The following is a 21,338-nucleotide window of genomic DNA, read 5'->3' as shown; positions in this document are numbered from 1 at the left end:
AGCCTCAAAGGGTCCGGGTTTCGGATCGGGCGGCTTCGGCCTGGGCCAGGAGGTGACGCGCCTGCGCCGCGACCTGGTAGCGGCCGAGCAGGTCGGCGAAGTCCTGCGGCGTCGTCCGGCGGGGCAGGCCGAGGGCGAAGGTGACGATGCGGCGCTTGGCGTCGAGCTTCACGCCGCGCCCGCCGGGCACGCGGACCGGGAACGGCGCCTCCGGCGGCAGCAGCAGGCGCGTGGCGATGCCGGTCTGGTTCACGCTGATGTCGAGGTCGGCGATCGCCTCCCAGGCGATAGACCGATCGAGCCCCGGCACCTCCAGCCCGTCGGGGCGCAGGATCAGGGTGACCCGCTCGCCGCGCCAGAGCCGGTAGCCGCCCAAAGCCCCGAGGATCGCGCCGAGCACGAGCACGACGACCGCGAAGTAGCCGGCCTCCCGCGCCGAGAGACTCGGGAAGCCGAAGATCGCGAGGCCGAGCGCCGCGAGGCCGAACAGGACGGCCGCGCCGACGAGCACGAAGGCGCCGGGGCGGCTGTTGTCGCGCAGCACCTGGTCCTCGGCGGCGACGCCTGCCGCCGCCGTCTCCAGGTCGGCCCGCACGGCCGCCTCGTGCTCGCGGACCACGCCGAGGAAGTCGGCCGTCGCCGCCCGGCACAGGCCGGCCGGGTCGGCGAAGTAGGCGCCGAGCTGACCGAGGGCGTGCGCGGGCGGCGCCGTCGCGGCCAGGGCGAGCAGGTCGGGCCCGAGCGGCACGCCGAGCGCCGCCACGCGCTCGCGGGTCGGCGGGTGGGTGTCGGTCGGGTGGGCCTGCTCCGCCTCCAGGTGGGCGGCCGGGTCGTCGAGCCCCTGCGCGACCGCGCGGTCGAGCACGGCGGCGACGAGGTTTGAGGGCGCGTAAGCCGGCGCCTCGGCGGCGGCGTCCAGGGTCTCGGCGATGCGCGGCTGCACGGCACCGGTGCGCAGCAGCGCCCGCGCCGAGGCCTCGGCCGTGGTCAAGCCGGCGCCGGCAGCGTCCGCCGCGAACTCGCGCGCCCGGCTCCAATGGCGCACGGCGAGGTGGAAGCGCTCCATCACGAACACGCCGAGGCGCAGGGACGGGCCGAGCAGGCCGAGCGAGCCCTGGTGGCCGGCCGCGACCGCGTCGAGGGAGCGCCCGACGCCGGCATAGATCGGCAGGAAGCGCTGGCTGTAGGCGGTGTCGCCGCCGGCATAGTGGGCGAGCTCGTGGCCGATGATCGCCGCGACCTCGTCGCCCCGCATCAGGGCGAGGTAGGGCAGCGGCAGGTAGAGGATCCGGCCGGCCAGGCGCTCGCCGCCGGGCTGCAGCAGGGCGGGGCCGGCGCTGACGAAGAATCCACCGGTGAGGCCGACCACGACGGCTTCGGGCTTGAGCGCGCCGAGGCGGTCGGCGAGCCCCTCGGTGAGGCGCCACAGCCCCGGCGCCTCCGCGGCCGAGACCGGGCGGCCGAGGATCGGCAGCGGGTCGGGCTCGAAGGCGGCGAGCGCGCGGCGCAGGCCCCACAGGGTGCTCGCCGCCGCGATCACGGTCGCGCCGACCGCCACGGCGGCGACGCCGAGCAGCTTCAGCGCGCCGCCGTCGAAGCCGGACTGGGCGAGCATCCCCGCCTCGAAGATCACGGCGGCGACGAACCCGGCGGTGGCCGCCACGATCTGCAGCGCCAGCGCCGCCGGCAGGAGTTTGCGCACCAGGGAGAACCCGCCCACGAGCGCGTCGCGCGAGGTGCGCCCCACCAGCCCGAGGACGGCTCCGGCGAGCAGCACCAGGATCGAGAGCGCCGCCGCGAGCCCGCCGCCCACGACCACAACCGGCGGCAGGCTGCGGCGCCAATCCATTAGCGTGGTCATGGTCGCGACCTCGCCGCGCGCGTCGCGCGCCTTGTCCAGGGCGAGGGGGCCGCCGTAGGTCTGGCCGCCCTTGCGGAACTGCAGGGTGTAGTCGACGCGCCCGTCGCGCGGCGTCCGCGCCTCCAGGTCGGCGACGATCGCGGAGAGGTGGCGATGCTCGGCCGCGAACGCGGCCCAGTCGTCGTCGGCGCGCCTGCCCTCCCAGAGGCCGAGCAGCATCACGAGGAACGGCAGCAGCACCGTGGCCGCCACGAGGCCCACCAGCGCGCGCAGGCGCCGTGGCGGGGGCGTGATCGTCGTCTGAGCGATGAGAACCTCCTTGTGGGAGACGAGGGACGAGGGCGCGCGCCGCAGCCGACGGCCATGACGGGACGAGGCCGAACGGCGCCCCCGCGCGACGCGCTTCCGACCGACCGGCCCTCGGCGCTACTGGCCCTTGTTGCTATTGCCCCTTGGCCTTGATCGCCTCGGACCACGTCACCGCGCGCTTGGCCATGCCGACGTGCTGGCGCTCGTACATGCGGTTCTCGACCTTGATCGCCGCGCGCTTGGCGTTCTCGGGCCGGTCGAAGGCTTCGAGCACGAGGCGGGCGCGGCGCACCTCCTCCTCGGTCGGGGCGAAGGAGGTGTTGGCCGGCTCGAGCTGGTTCGGGTGGATCAGCGTCTTGCCGTCGAAGCCGAGGTCGCGCGCCTGGCGGCACTCGGCGCGGCAGCCCTCGACGTCGCCGATGTCGTTCCAGACGCCGTCGAGGATCGCGAGCCCGGAGGCGCGGGCGGCGGCGAGGGTGAACATCATCCACGGCAGCATCGGCACGCGGCCGGGAACGAGCTGGGCCCAGGTGTCCTTGGCGAGGTCGTTGGTGCCGAGCACGAAACAGGTGAGCCGGGTACGCCGGTCGCGGCTGGCGCGGGCGATGTCCTGGATGTTCAGGATCGCGGCCGGCGTCTCGATCATCGCCCAGACGGCGATGCCGTCCGGCGCGTCGAGGGCCTCGAGGTGGTCGGCGATGCTCTCCAGCACGGCCGGCGAGGACACCTTCGGCATCAGGATCGCATCGGGCCGCGCCTCGATCGCGGCGCGCAGGTCCTTCTCGCCCCACGGCGTCTGGGGGGCGTTGACGCGGATGATCAGCTCGCGGTCGCCGTATTCGCCGCTCTTGACCGCGGCGCAGACCTGCTCGCGGGCGAGGTCCTTCTCCTCCATGGAGACCGCATCCTCCAGGTCGAGGATCAGGCAGTCGGCCGGCAGGGTCTTGGCCTTGTCGAGCGCACGCTGGTTCGAGCCCGGCATGTAGAGGACGCTGCGGCGGAGGCGGAGATCGGACATTCGGCGAGTCACCCCGTAGAAAAGTGCGCGACCCTACCGCAATGCACTCGCCTTGCCAGGGGCCGCGGCGACGAAACTCCGAGAATCCGCCGCGATCGAAACCGGAGGCACCGTGCCGTCCGCGCAACGTCGGAGCCCCGCTTTGGTCACCTTCCGCGGCCAAGGGCGGGGAAACGCCACGGATTTCGAAGGTCATCCCCATGCTGCGACGCACGCTTTTCGGACTGATGCTGGCCTCCAGCCTCGCCCTGCCCGGCGCCGCCTCTGCCGCCAGCAACACGGTGGTCGGCGTCGGCTCCGGCGCGGTTGCGGGCGCCCTCGTCGGCGGCCCGATCGGGGCGGTGGCGGGCGCGGTGATCGGGGGCGTCGTCGGCTCCTCGACCGAGAGCGCCCGGCGCCCGCGGATGCGGCGCGCCCGCCTCGTCCGCCACCGGCGCGCGGAGGCGCCGGCCCGGCGCAGCGTTCAGCGCCGGGTCGAGGCGCTGCCGCCGGCCCCCGCCGCGCCGACCACGTGGAAGGACCCACGCTGAGGCGGTAAGCTCAGACGCAGTTTCAGGCGCGGTCGGGCGAAAACGTCCGCCGGGCGAGGCCCGGATAGGCCAGGGCCTGCCCGATGCCGCGCGCGCCGAGGAAGCTCAGGAAGGCCAGCCACAGGCCGGCATTGCCGAGCTGCAGCCCCTGGACGAGGACCAGGGTGGCGCAATAGGCGGCGAGCGCGGCCAGCATCAGGTTGCGCATCGCCCGCGTCCAGGTCGCGCCGATGTAGATGCCGTCGTAGGCGAAGGGCAGCGCCGCGACGAAGGGGGCGGCCGCCGCCAGCGGCAGGTAGCGCCGCGCCACCGCGCGCACCGGCTCGCTCGTGGTGACGAAGTCGATGAAGGCGTGGCCGCCGACCAGCGCCAGCAGGCTCACGCCGAGGCCGAAGCCGAGGCACCAGCCCAGCGACAGCGCCGACGCCTTGCGGAACCCGCCGGCGTCGCGCCCGCCCACCGCCTGCCCGCACAGGGCCTCGGCGGCCGTGGCGAAGCCGTCGAGGAAGAACCCGCCGATCAGAAAGAGATTCCACAACACCGCGTTGGCCGCGAGCACCGCGTCGCCCTGGCGTGCGCCGAGCGCCGAGAACAGCACGATGCCCGACACGAGCGCCAGCGTCCGCACGATCACGTCGCCGTTGACCGCGAGCGTCCGCTTCAGGGCGACGGGGTCTCGGATCTCGGACCACGGCACCCGCCAGGGCTTCGAGCCGAGGCGCACCAGGATCACGAGGCCGAGAGCCAGGCCGGCGGCTTCCGCGATCACCGTGGCGAGGGCGGCGCCGGCCAGGCTCAGGTCGAGGCCGAGCACCAGGGCCAGCGTCAGGCCGATGTTCACGACGTTGATCGCCACCTGCAGCAGCAGGCCGAGATCGGTGCGCCCGCGGCCGAGCACCGAGCCGAGCACGGCGTAGTTCGCCAGCGCGAACGGCGCCGAGAGGATGCGGATGTGGACGTAGGTGGCGAGCCCGGCGATCACCGCGGGGCTCGCGCCGGTGATCCGGAAGGCCGCCGCCGCGATCGGCCCCTGCAGGACGACGAGGACGATCCCCGCGACGAGGCCGGCCGCGAGGGCGCGCGCCAGCGTCCGGTCAACCTCCGCGGCGTCGCGGGCGCCGACCGCCTGCGCGGTGAGGCCGGCGGTCGCCATCCGCAGGGCGCCGAACGACCAGAACAGCGCGTCGAAGATGACGGCGCCGAGCGCGATCGCCCCGAGCAGGGCGGCGTCGCCCAACCGCCCGATCACCGTGGCGCCGACGAAGCCCAGCATCGGCGTCGTGACGTTGGCGATGGTCATCGGCAGGGCGAGCGCGAGGACGCGCCGCCCGGTGATGGGAAGGGGTGGGGTCACGCGGGCTCCCGATCGCGGTGGGGTTACCGCGAGACCGCGAACAGACGCGAGATCAGCCAGAGCGGAACCACCACGATGGCGCCGGCCAGGATCCACCCGCCGAAATCGTGGAACGTGGCGAGGCCGAGGTCGACGAGCGCGCGGGCCGAGTCGTAGACCTGCCAGAACAGGCGCGCGGGCGTGAGCCCGAGCATCGCCATGAAGGCGCCGACGAGCACCGACAGGAACAGCAGCCGCAGGAACACCGCGGCCGGCGACCCGCCGAGGAAGCGGCGCAAAGCCGAGGCGCGATAACCCGGCGCCTCGCGGTAGGACGCACCCGTATGGTTCTGACCCTGGCGGCGGGGGTCGTGCTCGACGATCATCGACATTCCTCGGAGGACGACGCCCTTCCAACCGCCCGAAGCCGGCGGAACCGTGACGGATGCACCACACCGGCGGCGAAACCGGATGGTGGTTCGGGCGTTAGGCGGTTTCGCTGCCCGGGACGAGATGGCAATGCGGCCCCGGCGCGCCAAGATGCGCGCGGGATTCGCCGACGCCCTCCGCCCGCGCGCCGCGTTGCCCCAAGAGACGCGTAAAGAGACGAAACGCCCCATGATCGACCACGCCTTGTTCGACCCGGCGACGATCGATCCGGAGACCAAGCGGCTCAACGCCGAGATCGTCGCCGCGCACGCGGCGCAGGCCGACCCGTGGTCGCTGCCGATCGCCGAGGTGCGCGCCCGGCGCCGCGCCGGCACGCCCGCCTCGCCGGCGATGCCGCGCAGCACCCGCGCCGAGACGATGACGATCGAGGGCCCCGGCGGCCCTCTCGACCTGCGGGTGATCCGCCCGCGGGCCGGCGTGAAGCTGCGCGGGGCCTACCTGCACATCCATCGCGGCGGCTGGGTCTGGGGCTCGGCCGACGAGCAGGACCCGTGGCTGGAGCGGATCGCCGACACCTGCGGCTTCATCTGCCTCTCGGTCGATTACCGCCTCGCCCCCGAGCATCCTTATCCAGCCGCCCTCCTCGATTGCGAGGCGGCCGCGCTCTGGCTCGCGGGGCCGGGCAAGGCCGAGTTCGGCGTCACGGCGCTGACGATCGGCGGCGAATCGGTCGGGGCGCACCTCGCGGTGATGGTGCTGCTGCGCCTGCGCGACCGGCACGCGCTGCCGCGCGCGTTCCGCGGCGCGAACCTCAACGCCGGCTTCTTCGACCTCGGGCTGACCCCGTCGGTGCGCAACTGGGGCGACGAGCGTCTTGTCTGCAACACCACCGACCTGACCGCCTTCGCCAACGGCTACGTCCGCGACGGCATCGACCGGCGCCGGCCGGACGTCTCGCCGATCTACGCCGACCTCAAGGGCCTGCCGCCGGCGCTATTCACCGTCGGCACCTGCGACCCGCTGCTCGACGACACGCTCTACATGTCCGGCCGCTGGGCCGCGGCCGGCAACGGCGGCCACACGGCGGTCTATGCCGGTGGCTGCCACGTCTTCATCCGCTACCCCGGCGCGATGTCCGAGCGGGCGCTGGAGCTGATCGACCGCTTCCTGATGGCGCTCGCCTGAGCGGGCGCAAGGGGCCTGGGAAAACGGACGACACGGGCGTCCTGCCGCCGGCCTTCGCCGCGTGGTTTTCCGCGCGGGGCTGGACGCCGCGGCCGCACCAGCTCGAGCTGCTGCGCATCGCGGGCGCCGGCCGCTCGGCGCTGCTCGTGGCCCCGACCGGCGCCGGCAAGACGCTCGCCGGCTTCCTGCCGAGCCTCGTCGCCCTGTCGGAGAGCCGGGCGAAGCCGTCCGAGCGAAAACTCCACACGCTCTACATCTCGCCGCTGAAGGCGCTTGCGGTCGACATCGCGCGCAACCTCGAGGCACCGGTGGAGGGCATCGGCCTGTCGCTGCGGATCGAGACCCGCACCGGCGACACCCCGGCGCACAAGCGCACCCGCCAGATCGAGCGCCCGCCGGACATCCTGCTCACCACGCCGGAGCAGCTCGCCCTCCTCATCGCGCACCGGGAGGCGGCGGACTTCTTCTCCCAGCTGCGCTGCGTGGTGCTGGACGAGCTCCACGCCCTGGTCACCTCGAAGCGCGGCGACCTGCTGTCGCTCGCGCTGGCCCGCTTGCACCGGCTCAGCCCCGGCCTCGCCGCGATCGGCCTGTCGGCGACGGTGCGCGAGCCGGACGCGCTGCGGCAGTATCTCGTGCCGCAGAACGCGCTCTCCGAATCGGACCCGGATACCGGTGACGGCGCAGGTCCCTTCTCCCAGGGGGAGAAGGCAAGGATGAGGGGCGTGGCCCCTCCGGATACGGCACGCCCCTCACCCCAACCCTCTCCTCCTGGGAGAGGGAGCGCGTCGAGCCCCATGGCCGACCTCGTCGTCGTGCGCGGCGGGGCCGCGCCGAACCTGCACCTGCTCGACATCGGCAAGACCCTGCCGCTCGCCGGGCACACGGCCTGGCATTCCATGCCGGCGATCTACGACCTGATCCGGGCGCACCGCACGGTGCTTGTCTTCGTCAACACCCGTCTCCAGGCGGAGTACACCTTCCAGGAGCTGTGGCGCCTCAACGACGACGTGCTGCCGATCGCCCTCCACCACGGCTCGCTCGACGCCACCCAGCGCCGCCGCGTCGAGGCGGCGATGGCGGCGGGCTCGCTTCGCGCCATCGTCTGCACCGCGACGCTCGACCTCGGCATCGACTGGGGCGACGTCGACCTCGTGATCAACGTCGGCGCGCCGAAGGGCGCGAGCCGGATCATGCAGCGGATCGGGCGCGCCAACCACCGCATGGACGAGCCGTCGAAGGCCTACCTCGTCCCCGGCAACCGCTTCGAGATCCTCGAATGCCGGGCGGCGCTCGATGCCGTCGAGGAGGCGGCGCAGGACACGCCCGACGCCCGCCTCGGCGCGCCGGACGTGCTCGCCCAGCATGTGCTCGGCATGGCCTGCGCCGACGCGTTCGACCCGGTGGCGCTCTACGACGAGGTGATCTCGGCCGCCCCCTACGCGACCCTGTCCTGGGAGGATTTCGAGGCGGTCGTCGACTACGTCGCCACCGGCGGCTACGCGCTGCGCGCCTACGAGCGCTTCGCCAAGATCCTGCGCGGGCCGGACGGCCTGTGGCGGGTGCGCGACGCGCGCGTCGCGCAAGCTTACCGGATGAACGTCGGCACCATCGTCGAGGCGGCGAAGGTGAAGGTCCGGCTCGCCCGCTCGCTGCGCGGCAAGCCCGGCACGGTGCTGCCGAAGACCGGCCGGGTGCTCGGCGAGATCGAGGAGGATTTCGCCGACACCCTCACGCCGGGCGACACCTTCCTGTTCGCCGGCGAGGTCCTGCGCTTCGAGGGCTTGGCCGAGGACGAGGCGATGGCCACCCGCGCCGGGCCCGGCACCGACCCGGCGATCCCCTCCTATGCCGGCTCGAAGTTCCCGCTCTCGACCTACCTCGCTGCGCGCGTGCGCGCGATCATCGCCGACCCGTTCGAGTGGGACCGGCTGCCGCGGCAGGTCGCCGACTACCTGCTGCTCCAGCGCAGCCGGTCGCTGCTGCCGGGCGAGCGCGACCTCCTGGTCGAGACCTTCCCGCGGGCGGGGCGCCACTACCTCACGGCCTTCCCGTTCGAGGGCCGGCTCGCGCACCAGACGCTCGGCATGCTGCTGACGCGGCGGCTGGAGCGCGCCCGCCTGCGGCCGCTGGGCTTCGCCGCCAACGATTACGGCATCGCGATCTTCATGACCCGCGACCTCTCCGAGCGGATCGCGCTGGAGCCCCGCTTCCTCGAAGACCTGTTCGCGCAGGACATGCTCGGCGACGACCTCGAAGCGTGGCTCGACGAATCCTCGATGATGAAGCGCACCTTCCGCCAATGCGCGGTCATCGCCGGGCTGATCGAGCGCCGCCATCCCGGGCTGAAGAAGACCGGGCGGCAGGTGACGATCTCCACCGACCTGATCTACGACGTGCTGCGCAAGCACCAGCCCGACCACCTGCTGATGCGCGCCGCGCGCCAGGATGCGGCAACCGGACTCCTCGACGTGAGGCGGCTCGGCATGATGTTGGAGCGCATCCAGGGGCGAATCACCCACAAGGCCCTCGACCGCGTCTCGCCGCTTTCGGTCTCCGTGATGCTGGAGATCGGGCGGGAACGGGTCTACGGCGAGGGCGCCGACGAGATCCTGGCCGAGGCCGAGGCCCAGCTTCTCGAAGAGGCGCTGGGGTGACGGCCCCCTTCCCCACCGACGAGGACACCATCTTGGCGCTCGGCCTGAGACTCGAGAAGACTCAAAAATCCCCCGGCCTGACGCTCGCCGGCGAGGTTCTCACCCTCGACCTGTGCGGCGGCCTGTGGGCGCCCGCGCACCGCACCCTGATCGTGTCCGATCTCCACCTGGAGAAGGGCTCGGCGTATGCGGCCCGCACCGGCCAGTTCTTGCCGCCTTACGACACCCGCGAGACCCTGGCCTGCCTGCACGAGGCCGTGGCCCGCTTCGACCCGGCCTGCATCGTGGCCTTGGGGGACAGCTTCCACGACGCGCGCGGGCCGGAGCGGATGGAGCCGGGCGACCGGGCGATGGTCGCGGCGCTGCAGCAGGGCCGCGACTGGGTCTGGATCGCCGGCAACCACGACGCCGCGGTGAGCGAGGGCGTCGGCGGGCGCTACGCCGACGTGCTGCGGCTCGGCGGCCTGACGCTGCGCCACGAGCCGACCCCGGGCGCGGCGCCCGGCGAGGTCGCCGGCCACCTCCACCCGTGCGGCAAGGTCGCGATGCGCGGCCGGGCGGTGCGCCGCCGCTGCTTCGTCACCGACGGAACCCGCCTGGTGATGCCGGCCTTCGGCGCCTACGCCGGCGGCCTCAACGTCCGCGACGCGGCGTTCGAGCCGCTGTTTTCCAAGGACTTCACCGCGCACTTGCTGGGCGAAGGGCGGGTGTTCTCCATCGGGCGCGGGATGCTCTCGAAGGATTGAGATGTTCGCGATACTGCTCTTGAGCATCGAAACCGATACCGTCGTCGGACCTGCCGAGTGCCGTATACCTGCTTGCCAGCCGTCGGCATGGCACCCTCTACCTGGGCGTGACAAACGACCTTGCGCGTCGTGTTCATGAGCACAGGACGAAGAGATATCGCGGGTTCACTGCGACCTACGACGTGAATCGCCTCGTTTGGTACGAATTCTACGATCGGATCGTCGACGCGATCGACCGCGAGAAGGCGCTCAAGAAGTGGCGGCGCGACTGGAAGGTCCGACTCATCGAGGACTTCAATCCCGAATGGTCGGAGCTCTATCCGACGCTTACGGGCTGGACGGGGCTTTGAAACACCACCCCGCCATTCCGGGGCCGCGCAGCGGAGCCGGAATGACGGGGATGGCGTGAAAATCATGAACAGCCGTGCGCGTGCCCATCATGCTCCGGCAGCGTCAGCCCGAAATGCGAGACCAGGTCGGCGACCTGGGCCGGGCTGAGCTGGCGCGGATTGAGGTTGCGCAGGAGCAGGTAGAGCTTGGCCGTCTCCTCCAGCTCCTCGGTGGCGAAGACGGCGGCCTCCAGGCTCTCGCCGGCCACCACCGGGCCGTGGTTGGCGAGCAGCACGGAGGCGTACTTCCCCGCCAGACCCCGGATCGCATCGGCCACCGCCGGATCGCCGGGGCGGTAGTACGGCACGAGGGCCGTGCCGCCGGTGCGCATCAGGTAGTACGGCGTCAGCGGCGGCAGCACCGCCTTCGGGTCGATCTCGGGCAGCATCGACACCGCCACCGCGTGGGTCGAGTGCAGGTGGACGATGGCGCGAGCCTCGGCGCGGCTCTCGTAGAGCGCGGTGTGCAGCGGGATCTCCTTGGTCGGCTTGTCGCCGGAGACCACCCGACCCGCGGCGTCGAGGCGCGAGATCCGGGCCGGGTCGAGGAAGCCGAGCGAGACGTTGGTCGGCGTCACCAGCCAGCCGCCGTCGGGCAGGCGCAGGGAGATGTTGCCCGAGGAGCCGGGCGTCAGGCCGCGCTCGAACAGCGAGCGCCCGTGGCGGCAGATGTCCTCGCGCTGCTTCGACTCGCTCATGCCCGATCCCTCATGCCCGATCCCTCATGCGGTCGCGCCCGCGACCAGCGCGAAGCCGAGGTCGATCGTCTCGGCCGGTCCGCCCGCCGCCAGACGCTCGGCGGCGATTTCGCCGATCCGCAGCCGCGGCGTGCGGATCGTCGAGAGCGGCTGCGGCATCGCCGCGGTGATGTCGAGGCCGTTGTAGCCGAACAGCGCGAGCCGGTGCGGGATCGACCACCCGCGCGCCAGGCAGCAGAAGTAGCCGCCGAGCGCCATGTCGTCGTTGGAGAAGTACACGGCGTCGAGGTCCGGCGTGCGGTCGAGCAGCCGGTCGAGCGCCGCCCGCCCCGCCGTAGCGGAGGACGGTTCGGCGACGATCTCGCGGTCGATCAGCCCGTACCCCGTGCCTTGCAGGGCCGCCTCGAACCCCGCGAGCCGCTTCCCCGCCCTGAGATCCCGAAGGATGTCGTGGCCGACATAGCCGATGCGGCGGTAGCCCCGCGCCACCAGATGCGCGGCGCTGGCCTCGCCGACCGCCCGGTTGGAGAAGCCGACGACGAGGTCGAGGCCCGGCCCGTCCGTGTCGATCATCTCGACGACGCGGATGCCGGCGGCGCGCAGCAGCGCCACGGTGTCGGGATTGTGCTCCAGGCCGGTGAGGACGAGCCCGGCCGGGCGCCACGACAGCAGGGCGGCGACCAGCGCCTCCTCGCGGTCGGGATCGTAGTCGGAGACGCCGATCACGCTCTGGAAGCCGGTGCGGTCGAGCGCCCCCGTCAGCCCGCGCAGCAGGTCGGGGAAGACGATGTTGGCGAGCGACGGGATCACGATGCCGACGAGCTGCGAGCCGGCCGACGCCGCGTTGCCGGCCAGCGACCCGGCCAGGCGGTTCGGCACGTAGCCGAGCTTGGCCACCGCCTCGGCCACGCGGTCGGCGGTGCGCTTCGAGAACGAGCCCTGGTTGCGCAGCACCCGCGAGACGGTGCTCTCGCCGAACCCCGATTCCCGGGCGACGTCCGCCAGCGTCACGAGGCGCCGATGCAGGTTCATGGTGGCCCTTCGCGCGGCGAGATCAGAAGCGACATATCGAGCATCGCTGTCACCCGCAACTCGATTGGCAGCGCTGCCAAAATACTTTAGGCAGAATCCAAGCGCCGCATCACGGCGCAGAATCAATCATGACGCCGACGCGCCAAGACGTCGGCCTTGGAGGACGCCATGAGTTCACCAGCCGCCGTGCTGCCGGGCAGCGCCGTGCCGTCGAAGGACTTGGTCGAGCAGACCTATACGAAGGTGTTCTGGCGCCTCGTGCCGTTCCTGATGCTCTGCTACGTCGTCGCCTACCTCGACCGGGTGAACGTCGGCTTCGCCAAGCTGCAAATGTCCCAGGACCTCGGCTTCAGCGAGACGGTCTACGGCTTCGGCGCGGGCGTGTTCTTCATCGGATACTTCCTGTTCGAGGTGCCCTCGAACGTGATCCTCCACAAGGTCGGCGCACGGATCTGGATCGCCCGGATCATGGTCACGTGGGGGATCATCTCGGGCGCGTTCCTGTTCGTGAACTCGGCGACCACCTTCTACATCATGCGCTTCCTGCTCGGGCTCGCCGAGGCCGGCTTCTACCCGGGCGTGATCCTCTACACGACGGCCTGGTTCCCGGCCCATCGCCGCGCCAAGGTCATCGCCGTGTTCATGGCGGCGATCCCCGTCTCGGGCATCTTCGGCAACCCGCTCTCGGGCTGGATCATGGACGCGTTCAACGGCGCACACGGCCTGGCCGGCTGGCAGTGGATGTTCGTGATCGAGGCGGTGCCGGCGGTGCTGGTCGGCGTCGCGGTGTTCTTCTACCTCGACAACCGCGCCTCCGAGGCCAAGTGGCTGAACGACGCCGAGAAGGCGGTGATCGAGCGCGACATCGCCGCCGACAACGTCGGCAAGGAGACGAGCCCGCACTCGATCGCGACCGTGTTCAAGAACGGCCGCGTCTGGTTCATGAGCTTCATCTACTTCTGCTTCGTCACCGGCCAGTACGGCCTGACCTTCTGGATGCCGACCCTGGTGAAATCCACCGGCGTGCAGGGCAACCTCAACATCGGCCTCATCAGCGCGATCCCGTTCCTGTTCGCGGTGTTCGTGATGATCCTGCTCGGACGCAGCGCCGACCGGATGCGCGAGCGGCGCTGGCACTTGATCGTGCCGGCGCTCTGCGGCGCCGTCGGCTTCGTGGTCGCGGCCACCGCCGGCAGCACCACGATCGCGATCATGGCGCTCTCGGTGGCGGCCGGCGGGGTGCTCACCTGCGCGCCGCTGTTCTGGTCGCTGCCCACCGCCTTCCTCTCGGGTGCGGGCGCCGCCGCCGGCATCGCGCTGATCAACTCGGTCGGCAACCTCGCGGGCTTCGCCAGCCCCTACGTGATCGGCGCCCTGAAGGACTACAGCGGCAACACCGCCACCGGCATGTACGCGCTCGCCGCGATGCTGGTGCTCGGTTCGATCGCGACCTTCGTGACGCCCAAGGGCCTGGTGAACCGCTAGACCCCGGCACCCGCCGCCCAAGGCTTCAACCGGACATCCGCGATGACAGCAACCTCCTCCGCCCGCCACGCCGCGGTGATCGGGCTCGGCTCGATGGGCTTCGGCATGGCGGCCTCGCTGCTGCGCGCCGGCTTCACGGTCGCGGCCTGCGACGTGAACCACGAGGCCGTCGCCCGCTTCTCGGCGGCCGGCGGGCGCGGCGTGACGAGCCCGGCGGAGGCGGCCGAGGGCGCGGGCGTGGTCATCTGCGTCGTCGTCAACGCCGCACAGACCGAGACCGTGCTGTTCGGCGAGGACGGCGCCGCGGCGGCGATGCCGGAGGGCGCGGTGTTCGTCTCCTCCGCGACCATGGACCCGGCGGTCGCCCGGCGCCTCGCCGCCCGCCTCGAGGCGACCGGCCGCCACTACCTCGACGCGCCGATGAGCGGGGGCGCGGCGCGCGCCGCCAACGGGGCGCTGACCTTCCTGGCCTCGGGCACGCAAGCCGCCTTCGACGCGGCCCGTCCCGCCCTCGATGCGATGGCCGGCACGCTCTACGAGCTCGGCGACGCCGCCGGCCAGGGCGCGGCGTTCAAGATGATCAACCAGCTGCTGGCCGGCGTGCACATCGCCGCGGCGTGCGAGGCGATGAGCTTCGCCGCCAAGCAGGGCCTCGACCTCGCGCGCGTCTACGAGGTCATCACCAAGTCGGCCGGCAATTCGTGGATGTTCGAGAACCGGATGCCGCACGTGCTCGACGGCGACTACGGCCCGAAGAGCGCGGTCGACATCTTCGTCAAGGACCTCGGCATCGTGCAGGACATGGCCCGCGTCGAGAAGTACCCCGTGCCGGTGGCGGCCGCCGCCCTGCAGATGTTCCTGATGGCCTCGGGCTCGGGCATGGGGCGCGACGACGATTCCTCCGTCGCGCGGCTCTACGCCCAGGTCTCGGGCGCGACCCTGCCGGGGGCGAAGAGCTGAGCATCCGTCGGCGTTCGATCGTCCGATCCACCACCTCATCCTGAGGTGCCCGCCTCGGCGGGCCTCGAAGGAGCCCTCCAGAACCCGCCGTCATCCCTGCAGGGCTCCTTCGAGGCCTCCGCTTCGCTCCGGCACCTCAGGATGAGGGGCAAGGGTGGGACGACCGGGGATCTAACGCTCGGTCTCGTCGGGGACCGGCGCAGAAAGAGTTCGAAACCATGCCGCGCTTTGCCGCCAACCTCACCTTGATGTTCACCGAGCTGCCCTTCCTCGACCGCTTCGCCGCGGCCGCGGACCAGGGTTTCGGGGCCGTCGAGTTCCTGTTCCCCTACGCGCATCCGGCCGACGCGATCGCCGAGCGGCTCGCGCGCCACGGCCTGACCCAGGCGCTGTTCAACCTGCCGCCGGGCGACTTCGAGGCTGGCGAGCGCGGGCTCGCGGCCCTACCCGAGCGCTTCGACGAGCTGAAGCAAGGCGTCGCCACAGCGCTCCGCTACGCCGAGGCCACCGGCGTCGGGCGCCTCCACCTGATGGCGGGCTTGGCCGACCCGAACGATTCGACCGCGCGCGACGCCTACCGCCGCGCCGTCGCCTGGGCGGCGGAGGCCGTCGGCAGCACCGGACGGGATTTGGTGCTGGAGCCGATCAACGGCCGCAACATGCCGGGCTACTTCCTGAACGACTTCGGGGCGGCGGCGGCGCTGATCCGCGACCTCGGGTTGCCGAACCTGAAGCTGCAATTCGACCTGTATCACTGCCAGATCATGCACGGCGACGTCACGATGCGCCTGCGCGAGCTGATGCCGATCGTCGGGCACGTGCAGACCGCCTCGGTGCCGGCGCGCCACGAGCCCGGCACCGGCGAGATCGACGACGCCTTCCTGTTCGCGGAGCTCGACCGGCTCGGCTACGACGGGTTCGTCGGCTGCGAGTACAACCCGGCCGCCGGCAGCGTCGAGGGCTTAAGCTGGTTCGCGCCCTATCGCGCCGGCCAGCGGGGAAACGCCCGATGAGCGCTTCGCAGTCTCCTTCCCGAGCCCTCGCCCTCGGCTGCGTCGCCGACGACTATACCGGCGCCTCCGACCTCGCCAACACCCTGACCAAGGCGGGCCTGCGCACGGTGCAGACCATCGGCGTGCCGGCCGACGACCTCGTCCTGCCGGAGGTCGACGCCGTGGTGGTGGCGCTCAAGAGCCGGTCCGTCGCGCCGGGCGAGGCGGTGGCGCGGTCGCGCGAGGCCGACGCCTGGCTCCGCCGCCGCGGCGCGAACCACGTGCTATTCAAGGTCTGCTCGACGTTCGACTCGACCGACGCCGGCAACATCGGCCCGGTGCTCGACGCCCTTCGGGCGGATGCGGCCGAGCCGATCGCGCTGGTCACGCCCGCCTTCCCCGAGACCGGGCGCAGCGTCTGCCAGGGCCACCTCTTCGTCGGCGCGACCCTGCTGGCCGAGAGCCCGCTGAAGGACCATCCCCTCAACCCGATGCGCGATTCGAATCTCGTGCGGGTGCTCGCCCGCCAGAGCGCCGGCACGGTCGGGCTCGTCGACATCGCCACCGTGGCAAAGGGGCCTGAGGCCGTCGCCGCCCGCCTCGACGCCCTGGCGGCGGACGGCCACGGCGCGGCGATCGCCGACGCGATCTTCGAGTCAGACCTCGAGATCCTGGGCCGCGCCGCCCTCGGGCACCGGGTCTCCTGCGGCGCCTCGGGCCTCGGCCTCGGCCTCGCCCGCGCGCTCGTCGCCGACGGCCGCGGCGCGCCCGCCGCCGACGCCATGGCGGGCGAGCCGGTCGGCGGCCACGCCGCGTGCCTCGCCGGCAGCTGCTCGCAGGCGACGCTGGCGCAGATCGAAGCCGCGGCCGCGCACATGGCCGTGCTGCACCTCGACATCGAAAAACTCATGGCCGGCCCCGCCGAACGCGAGGCGGCCCTCGCCTGGGCCGCCTCGCGCCTCGCCGACGGCCCGGTCCTGATCGCCAGCAGCGCCGCGCCGGACGCCGTGCGCGCATTGCAGGCAAAGCACGGCGTCGCCGCGGTCGGCCACGCCGTCGAGGCGGCCCTGGCGCAGCTCGCCGCGGACCTCTTCGCCCGCGGCGTCCGCCGCCTCGTCGTCGCCGGCGGCGAGACCTCCGGGGCGGTGGTCGACCACCTCGGGCTGAAGGCCTTCCTGCTCGGGCCCGAGATCGCCGCCGGCGTCCCGGTTCTGCGCACCGCCGGCGGCGACCCGATGCTGCTGGCGCTGAAGTCCGGCAACTTCGGCGGCCGCGACTTCTTCCTGCGCGCCCTCGACCTGATGCGGTGAGGGCGCCACGCCCGTCCCACAGGTCCCCTTCAGGATGAGGTCGGCGGGTGGGCGAGCCGAACCGTTCTCGCAAGCCAAGGAGCTTCCCATGCACGCCCTGATCCTCGGCGCCGCCGGCATGATCGGCCGCCGCCTCACCAAGGCCCTGGTCGCATCGGGCACCGTCGGCGACCACCCGCTCGACGCGCTCACCCTGATCGACGTGGTCCAGCCCGACGCGCCCGCGGGCTGTGCCGGCACCGTCCGCACCGAGGCCGCCGACCTCACAGCTCCGGGGGCGGCGGACACCGCCATCGCCGGGCGCCCGGGCATCGTGTTCCACCTTGCAGCGGTGGTCTCGGGCGAGGCGGAGGCGAACCTCGAACTCGGCTACCGGGTCAACCTCGACGGCACCCGCCTGCTGCTCGACGCGATCCGCCGCGCGCACGCGGCGGACGGCTACCGGCCGAAGGTGGTGTTCACCTCCTCGCTCGCGGTGTTCGGGCCGCCGCTGCCGCCGGTGATCGGCGACGACTGGATCGTCACGCCGGCCTCCTCCTACGGCACCCAGAAGGCGATGGGCGAATTGCTGCTCGCCGACTATTCCCGCCGCGGCTTCCTCGACGGCATCTCCTTACGGCTGCCGACGATCTGCGTGCGCCCGGGCAAACCGAACAAGGCGGTGTCCGGCTTCTTCTCCGGCATCATCCGCGAGCCGCTGGCCGGCCGGCCGGCGATCCTGCCGGTGCCGGACACCGTGCGGCACTGGTTCGCCAGCCCCTCAGCCGCCACCGGCTTCCTGCTCCACGCGGCCGGGCTCGACTTCGGCCGCCTCGGCCTGCGCCGGTCGCTGACGCTGCCGGGCGTGTCGGCCACCGTGGCGGAGGAGATCGAGGCCTTGCGCAAGGTCGGCGGCGACAAGGCGGTCGCCCTGATCCGCCGCGACCCCGACGACGCGGTCGCGCGCATCATCGAGACCTGGCCCGAAGCCTTCGCCACCGACCGCGCGCGCGCGCTCGGCTTCACCGCCGACGCCTCGTTCGACGCGATCGTCGCCGAGCACGTCGCGGAATTCCAAGCCGGGGCGTGAGCCCGCATTATAAACCTATGTGACATTTCGTCGGGCGCGGTCGAACCGGGCGGGCGGCGCGTTAGAACGGGTCGAGCCCCCGGGAAACGCATCTTGTATAAACCCATCGAAGACTACGCCGTCATCGGCGACACCCACTCGACCGCGCTGATCGCCCGCGACGGCTCGGTCGACTGGCTGTGCTGGCCGCGGCACGACTCCCCGGCCCTGTTCCTCGCGCTGCTGGACGACGACAAGGGCGGCTCCTGCCGGATCGCGTTCGAGGGCCTGCGCTCGACCTCGCGGCGCTACCTGCCCGAGACCAACGTGCTGGAGACGACCTTCGTCACCGAGACCGGCAGTGCCCGGCTCGTCGACGTGATGCCGGTCAACCCGCCGACCCCCGAGCCCGAGGAGGGCCCCGATGGCGAGAGCGAGAGCCGGCTCGTCCGCCTGCTCACCTGCCTCGACGGCCACGTCGCCGGGCGCTTCACCGTGCGCCCGACCTTCGACTACGCACGCTGCGACGGCATCCCCATCGCCGACGGCGCGACGGTGCTGTTCGAGGCGGGCAAGCAGCGGCTGCGCGTCAACGCCGCGCCGGAGCCGAGCCTCGACGGCGCGATCGCCGAGAGCCGGTTCGCCCTCGGTGCGGGGGAGACCGCCTACCTCGTGCTCACCCACGGCGAGGACGGCGAGCGCGCCGCGATCGACGACTTCGCCGGCGCCGAGAGCCGCGCCGAGGCCACCATCGACTACTGGCGGCGCTGGAGCGACCGCTGCACCTATCACGGCCCCTATCGCGACGCGGTCCTGCGCTCGGCGCTCTGCCTCAAGCTGCTGACCTACTCGCCGACCGGCGCCATCGTCGCAGCCGCCACCGCCGGCCTGCCCGAGGCGGTGCCGGGCAACCGCAACTACGACTACCGCTTCACCTGGATGCGGGACGCGACCTTCACGGTCACCGCCTTCGTCATGCTCGGCTACGTACGCGAAGCCTCCGAGTTCCTGCGCTTCCTGCGCGAGGCGGACGGCAGCTTCGGCCGCGACACGAAGCTGCTCTACGGCATCGCCGAGGCGATGCCGCCGGAGGAGGAGCTCGACCACCTCTCGGGCTGGCGCGACGTCGGCCCGCCGCTCGTCGGCAACGCCGCCGAGGGCCAGGACCAGCACGACATCTACGGCGAGCTGATCCGGGCGCTGTGCGTCTTCCTCGAAGCGGTCGACTACGACCCGCCGGAGAAGGTCAACGATCGCCTGCCGGAGGTGCTCGACAACCTCACCCGCCGCGCCATCGCCTGCCGCGACGCGGCCGACGACGGCATCTGGGAGCTGCGCACGGGCCCGCGCCAGCAGCTCCACACCAAGGCGATGCTGTGGGTGGCGCTGAACGACGCCGCCCGGATCGGCCGCAACATCGAGGGCGTGGCGCCGGAGAAGATCGAGACCTGGGAGCGGATCGCCGCCGAGATCCGCGCCGACTACCTGGAGAAGGCCTGGAACGAGGAGCGCCAGGCCTTCACCGGCGCCTACGGCTCGCACCACCTCGACGCGGCGGTGCTGCGCGCGGCCCTGTTCGGGGCGATCGACCCGAGCGACCCGCGCCTGCGCAAGACGCTCGCCGCGATCGAGGACGAGCTCGGCGTCGGCGACCTGATCTACCGCTATCGGATGGACGACGGGCTCGCCGGAGACGAGGGCACGTTCACGGCCTGCGCGTTCTGGCGCGTCGGATGCTTGGCGCTGGACGGCCGCACCGGCGAGGCCAAGGCCGCGTTCGAGCGCCTGCTGGCACGGGGCAACGACGTCGGCCTGTTCGCCGAGATGATCGACCCGAAGACCGGCGAGCAGCGCGGCAACACCCCCCAGGGCTTCTCGCACATGGCGCTGATCAACGCGGCCCTCCGCCTGCAGGACACGATCGGCCGTTTTGGGCTTCCCGAAGAGGGCTGCGCCGCGGTTAAGGCGGCGGCGGAATAGGCCTACAAACTGGGTTTGCGACCGGCGGCCCCCTCTTTCCTCCCCCTTTGCGGGGAGGGAAGCACGCATGTCCATCACCGCCCACTCGATCCGAACCCGCCACCACCCCGCCCGGACGCCGTCTCGTCCGCCTCGAAGACCACCAAGCGCGGCCGTGCGACGCGCGTAAAAACCAGTTGCGCGATGCGGTCCCCCGGCGCGATCTGGATCGGATCACCACTCGGGTTGCGGTTCCAGGCCGAGACCATCAGCGGGCCCTCGTAGTCGGCGTCGATCACCCCGGTGCCGTTGCCGAGCACCAGGCCGGCGCGATGGCCGAGGCCGGACCGGGGGACGACGAGTCCGCACCAGTCGGGATCGCGGATCAGCACGGCGAAGCCCGCGGGGATCAGCACCGGGGCGGCCTGCGGCGCGAGGTCGAGGGGCGCGTCGAGGCAGGCGTGGAGGTCGAGGCCGGCGGCCTGCGCCGAGCCCCAGCGGGGAAAGCCCCAGCCCGCCAGCCGCGGATCGAGCCCGCGGATGCCGACCTCGGGGAGCCCGGCGCTCACGGACGACACTCGGTCATGGCGGCCCTTTTCGTTTGCACGGCGGTCGGTCAGACGAACGCGCCGATACCGTTCCCCGGACGGCGAGACAAGGAGGCCGGCATGGCGCGCTGGATCGCGGGACTCGATGGCTGCCGCGGCGCCTGGGCGGGGGTGCTGCTCGACCTCGACGACCCAGGCCGTCACCGGGCGGCCCTGTTTAAGACCGTCGCCGCCTGCCTCGACGGACCGGAGGCGCCGGTCTCGGTCGGGATCGACGTGCCGATCGGCCTGCCCAACCGCGCGACGGCCGGGGGACGCGCCGCCGACCGGGCCGCGCGCGCCTACCTCGGCGCCAACCGGTCGAGCGTCTTCCCGGTGCCGCCGCGGGCGGCGATCTTCGCCGACGACTACACGGCGGCCAAGGCCCTGTCGCGGGCCAACAGCGCGCCACCCTTCGCGCCCTCGATCCAATGCTTCAACATCTTCCGCTACATCCGCGCGGTGGACGACCTGCTCCACTCGCGGTCCGCGCTGACGGCGCGCCTGCACGAGGTGCATCCCGAGATCGCCTTCCGCCGCCTCAACGGCGACCGGCCGCTCGGTGCGGGCAAGAAGGGGCCGCAGCGCCAAGCCGGACTGGACCTCCGCCGGGCGCTCCTCGTCGCCGCCGGTTTGCCGGAGACGCTGGTCCACGGCGCGCGGCCGCGCGGGGTCGGGGCGGACGACCACCTCGACGCGATGGCCGGCCTCGTCGTCGCCCGCGACATCCTCCTCGGACGCGCGAGCCCCCTGCCCGACCCGCCGGAGCGCGACGGGCACGGCCTGCCGGCGGTGATCTGGATGCCGGCGCCCCCTCGAAGAGGCACGCGGCCGGAATCCTGCTAACGA

The 21,338-nt window shown here is 72.4% G+C and carries 19 protein-coding genes; 12 read left to right on the top strand and 7 right to left on the bottom strand.

Features of this window, described 5'->3' with window-relative positions:
* Window positions 1-4 precede the first annotated feature (4 nt).
* The gene (locus tag FV234_RS01510; protein ID WP_147827918.1) at window positions 5-2,101 is read right to left on the bottom strand and encodes a M48 family metallopeptidase; all 2,097 of its coding nucleotides are present in this window, start codon (window positions 2,099-2,101) and stop codon (window positions 5-7) included.
* Between the two features lie 202 nt (window positions 2,102-2,303).
* A complete protein-coding gene (locus tag FV234_RS01505; protein ID WP_147750328.1) occupies window positions 2,304-3,188 on the bottom strand; it encodes a CoA ester lyase in 885 nt (294 codons plus the stop codon).
* Between the two features lie 200 nt (window positions 3,189-3,388).
* On the opposite strand from FV234_RS01505, the gene FV234_RS01500 reads away from it, so the two are divergent.
* The gene (locus FV234_RS01500; RefSeq protein ID WP_187273544.1) at window positions 3,389-3,718 is read left to right on the top strand and encodes a hypothetical protein; all 330 of its coding nucleotides are present in this window, start codon (window positions 3,389-3,391) and stop codon (window positions 3,716-3,718) included.
* A gap of 22 nt (window positions 3,719-3,740) precedes the next feature.
* Here FV234_RS01500 and FV234_RS01495 read toward each other — a convergent pair whose 3' ends face one another.
* Window positions 3,741-5,018 (bottom strand): MATE family efflux transporter, encoded by a 1,278-nt coding sequence (locus FV234_RS01495; protein ID WP_147827916.1) that lies wholly within the window; start codon window positions 5,016-5,018, stop codon window positions 3,741-3,743.
* 77 nt (window positions 5,019-5,095) lie between these two features.
* Complete coding sequence (locus tag FV234_RS01490; protein ID WP_147754779.1) at window positions 5,096-5,437, bottom strand: DUF6460 domain-containing protein; 342 nt, start codon at window positions 5,435-5,437, stop codon at window positions 5,096-5,098.
* A gap of 232 nt (window positions 5,438-5,669) precedes the next feature.
* Between FV234_RS01490 and FV234_RS01485 the strand changes: the two genes are divergently transcribed.
* The 4 genes from FV234_RS01485 to FV234_RS01470 are packed head-to-tail and all read left to right on the top strand — an operon-like array spanning window position 5,670 to window position 10,379.
* Window positions 5,670-6,626, top strand: coding sequence for an alpha/beta hydrolase (locus FV234_RS01485; protein ID WP_147764359.1), 957 nt, complete (start codon window positions 5,670-5,672; stop codon window positions 6,624-6,626).
* Window positions 6,627-6,667: 41 nt separating this feature from the next.
* Entirely contained in the window at window positions 6,668-9,283 is a 2,616-nt protein-coding gene (locus FV234_RS01480; protein WP_187273546.1) for a ligase-associated DNA damage response DEXH box helicase, read from the top strand.
* Between the two features lie 32 nt (window positions 9,284-9,315).
* The gene (gene pdeM, locus FV234_RS01475; protein WP_147827914.1) at window positions 9,316-10,029 is read left to right on the top strand and encodes a ligase-associated DNA damage response endonuclease PdeM; all 714 of its coding nucleotides are present in this window, start codon (window positions 9,316-9,318) and stop codon (window positions 10,027-10,029) included.
* Window positions 10,030-10,079: 50 nt separating this feature from the next.
* A complete protein-coding gene (locus tag FV234_RS01470) occupies window positions 10,080-10,379 on the top strand; it encodes a GIY-YIG nuclease family protein (RefSeq protein WP_147754047.1) in 300 nt (99 codons plus the stop codon).
* Between the two features lie 62 nt (window positions 10,380-10,441).
* On the opposite strand, the gene FV234_RS01465 is transcribed toward FV234_RS01470, so the two are convergent.
* Together FV234_RS01465 and FV234_RS01460 are read right to left on the bottom strand one after the other, a co-directional pair.
* Complete coding sequence (locus FV234_RS01465) at window positions 10,442-11,116, bottom strand: aldolase (protein WP_147827897.1); 675 nt, start codon at window positions 11,114-11,116, stop codon at window positions 10,442-10,444.
* Between the two features lie 24 nt (window positions 11,117-11,140).
* Complete coding sequence (locus tag FV234_RS01460; RefSeq protein ID WP_147827896.1) at window positions 11,141-12,148, bottom strand: LacI family DNA-binding transcriptional regulator; 1,008 nt, start codon at window positions 12,146-12,148, stop codon at window positions 11,141-11,143.
* Window positions 12,149-12,316: 168 nt separating this feature from the next.
* Here FV234_RS01460 and FV234_RS01455 point away from each other — a divergent pair, with 168 nt between their 5' ends.
* The 6 genes from FV234_RS01455 to FV234_RS01425 all read left to right on the top strand — a co-directional run bounded on the left by FV234_RS01455 (window position 12,317) and on the right by FV234_RS01425 (window position 19,923).
* Entirely contained in the window at window positions 12,317-13,633 is a 1,317-nt protein-coding gene (locus tag FV234_RS01455; protein ID WP_147754050.1) for an MFS transporter, read from the top strand.
* A 42-nt stretch (window positions 13,634-13,675) separates the two neighbouring features.
* Window positions 13,676-14,593, top strand: a complete 918-nt coding sequence (gene ltnD, locus FV234_RS01450; RefSeq protein ID WP_147827895.1) for an L-threonate dehydrogenase — start codon at window positions 13,676-13,678, stop codon at window positions 14,591-14,593.
* Window positions 14,594-14,811: 218 nt separating this feature from the next.
* The gene (otnI, locus tag FV234_RS01440; protein WP_147827894.1) at window positions 14,812-15,606 is read left to right on the top strand and encodes a 2-oxo-tetronate isomerase; all 795 of its coding nucleotides are present in this window, start codon (window positions 14,812-14,814) and stop codon (window positions 15,604-15,606) included.
* Window positions 15,603-16,895: a 3-oxo-tetronate kinase gene (gene otnK, locus FV234_RS01435; RefSeq protein WP_147827893.1), complete on the top strand. Its 1,293-nt coding sequence runs from the start codon at window positions 15,603-15,605 to the stop codon at window positions 16,893-16,895. The genes otnI and otnK overlap by 4 nt, the downstream gene beginning before the upstream one ends.
* 88 nt (window positions 16,896-16,983) lie before the next feature.
* A complete protein-coding gene (denD, locus tag FV234_RS01430; RefSeq protein ID WP_147827892.1) occupies window positions 16,984-17,964 on the top strand; it encodes a D-erythronate dehydrogenase in 981 nt (326 codons plus the stop codon).
* A gap of 93 nt (window positions 17,965-18,057) precedes the next feature.
* Window positions 18,058-19,923, top strand: a complete 1,866-nt coding sequence (locus FV234_RS01425) for a glycoside hydrolase family 15 protein (RefSeq protein WP_147827891.1) — start codon at window positions 18,058-18,060, stop codon at window positions 19,921-19,923.
* A 74-nt stretch (window positions 19,924-19,997) separates the two neighbouring features.
* On the opposite strand, the gene dut is transcribed toward FV234_RS01425, so the two are convergent.
* Window positions 19,998-20,471, bottom strand: a complete 474-nt coding sequence (gene dut / locus FV234_RS01420) for a dUTP diphosphatase (RefSeq protein WP_147827890.1) — start codon at window positions 20,469-20,471, stop codon at window positions 19,998-20,000.
* A gap of 99 nt (window positions 20,472-20,570) precedes the next feature.
* Here dut and FV234_RS01415 point away from each other — a divergent pair, with 99 nt between their 5' ends.
* Window positions 20,571-21,335 carry a DUF429 domain-containing protein gene (locus FV234_RS01415; RefSeq protein WP_147827889.1) on the top strand — a complete coding sequence of 255 codons (765 nt, stop codon included), beginning with the start codon at window positions 20,571-20,573 and terminating at the stop codon, window positions 21,333-21,335.
* The last annotated feature ends 3 nt before the right edge of the window (window positions 21,336-21,338 follow it).

Source organism: Methylobacterium sp. WL8 (genome assembly GCF_008040045.1).
GTDB lineage: Bacteria > Pseudomonadota > Alphaproteobacteria > Rhizobiales > Beijerinckiaceae > Methylobacterium > Methylobacterium cerastii.
The sequence above is the reverse complement of the archived record's forward strand: the minus strand, read 5'-3'. Positions and strand labels throughout refer to the sequence as shown.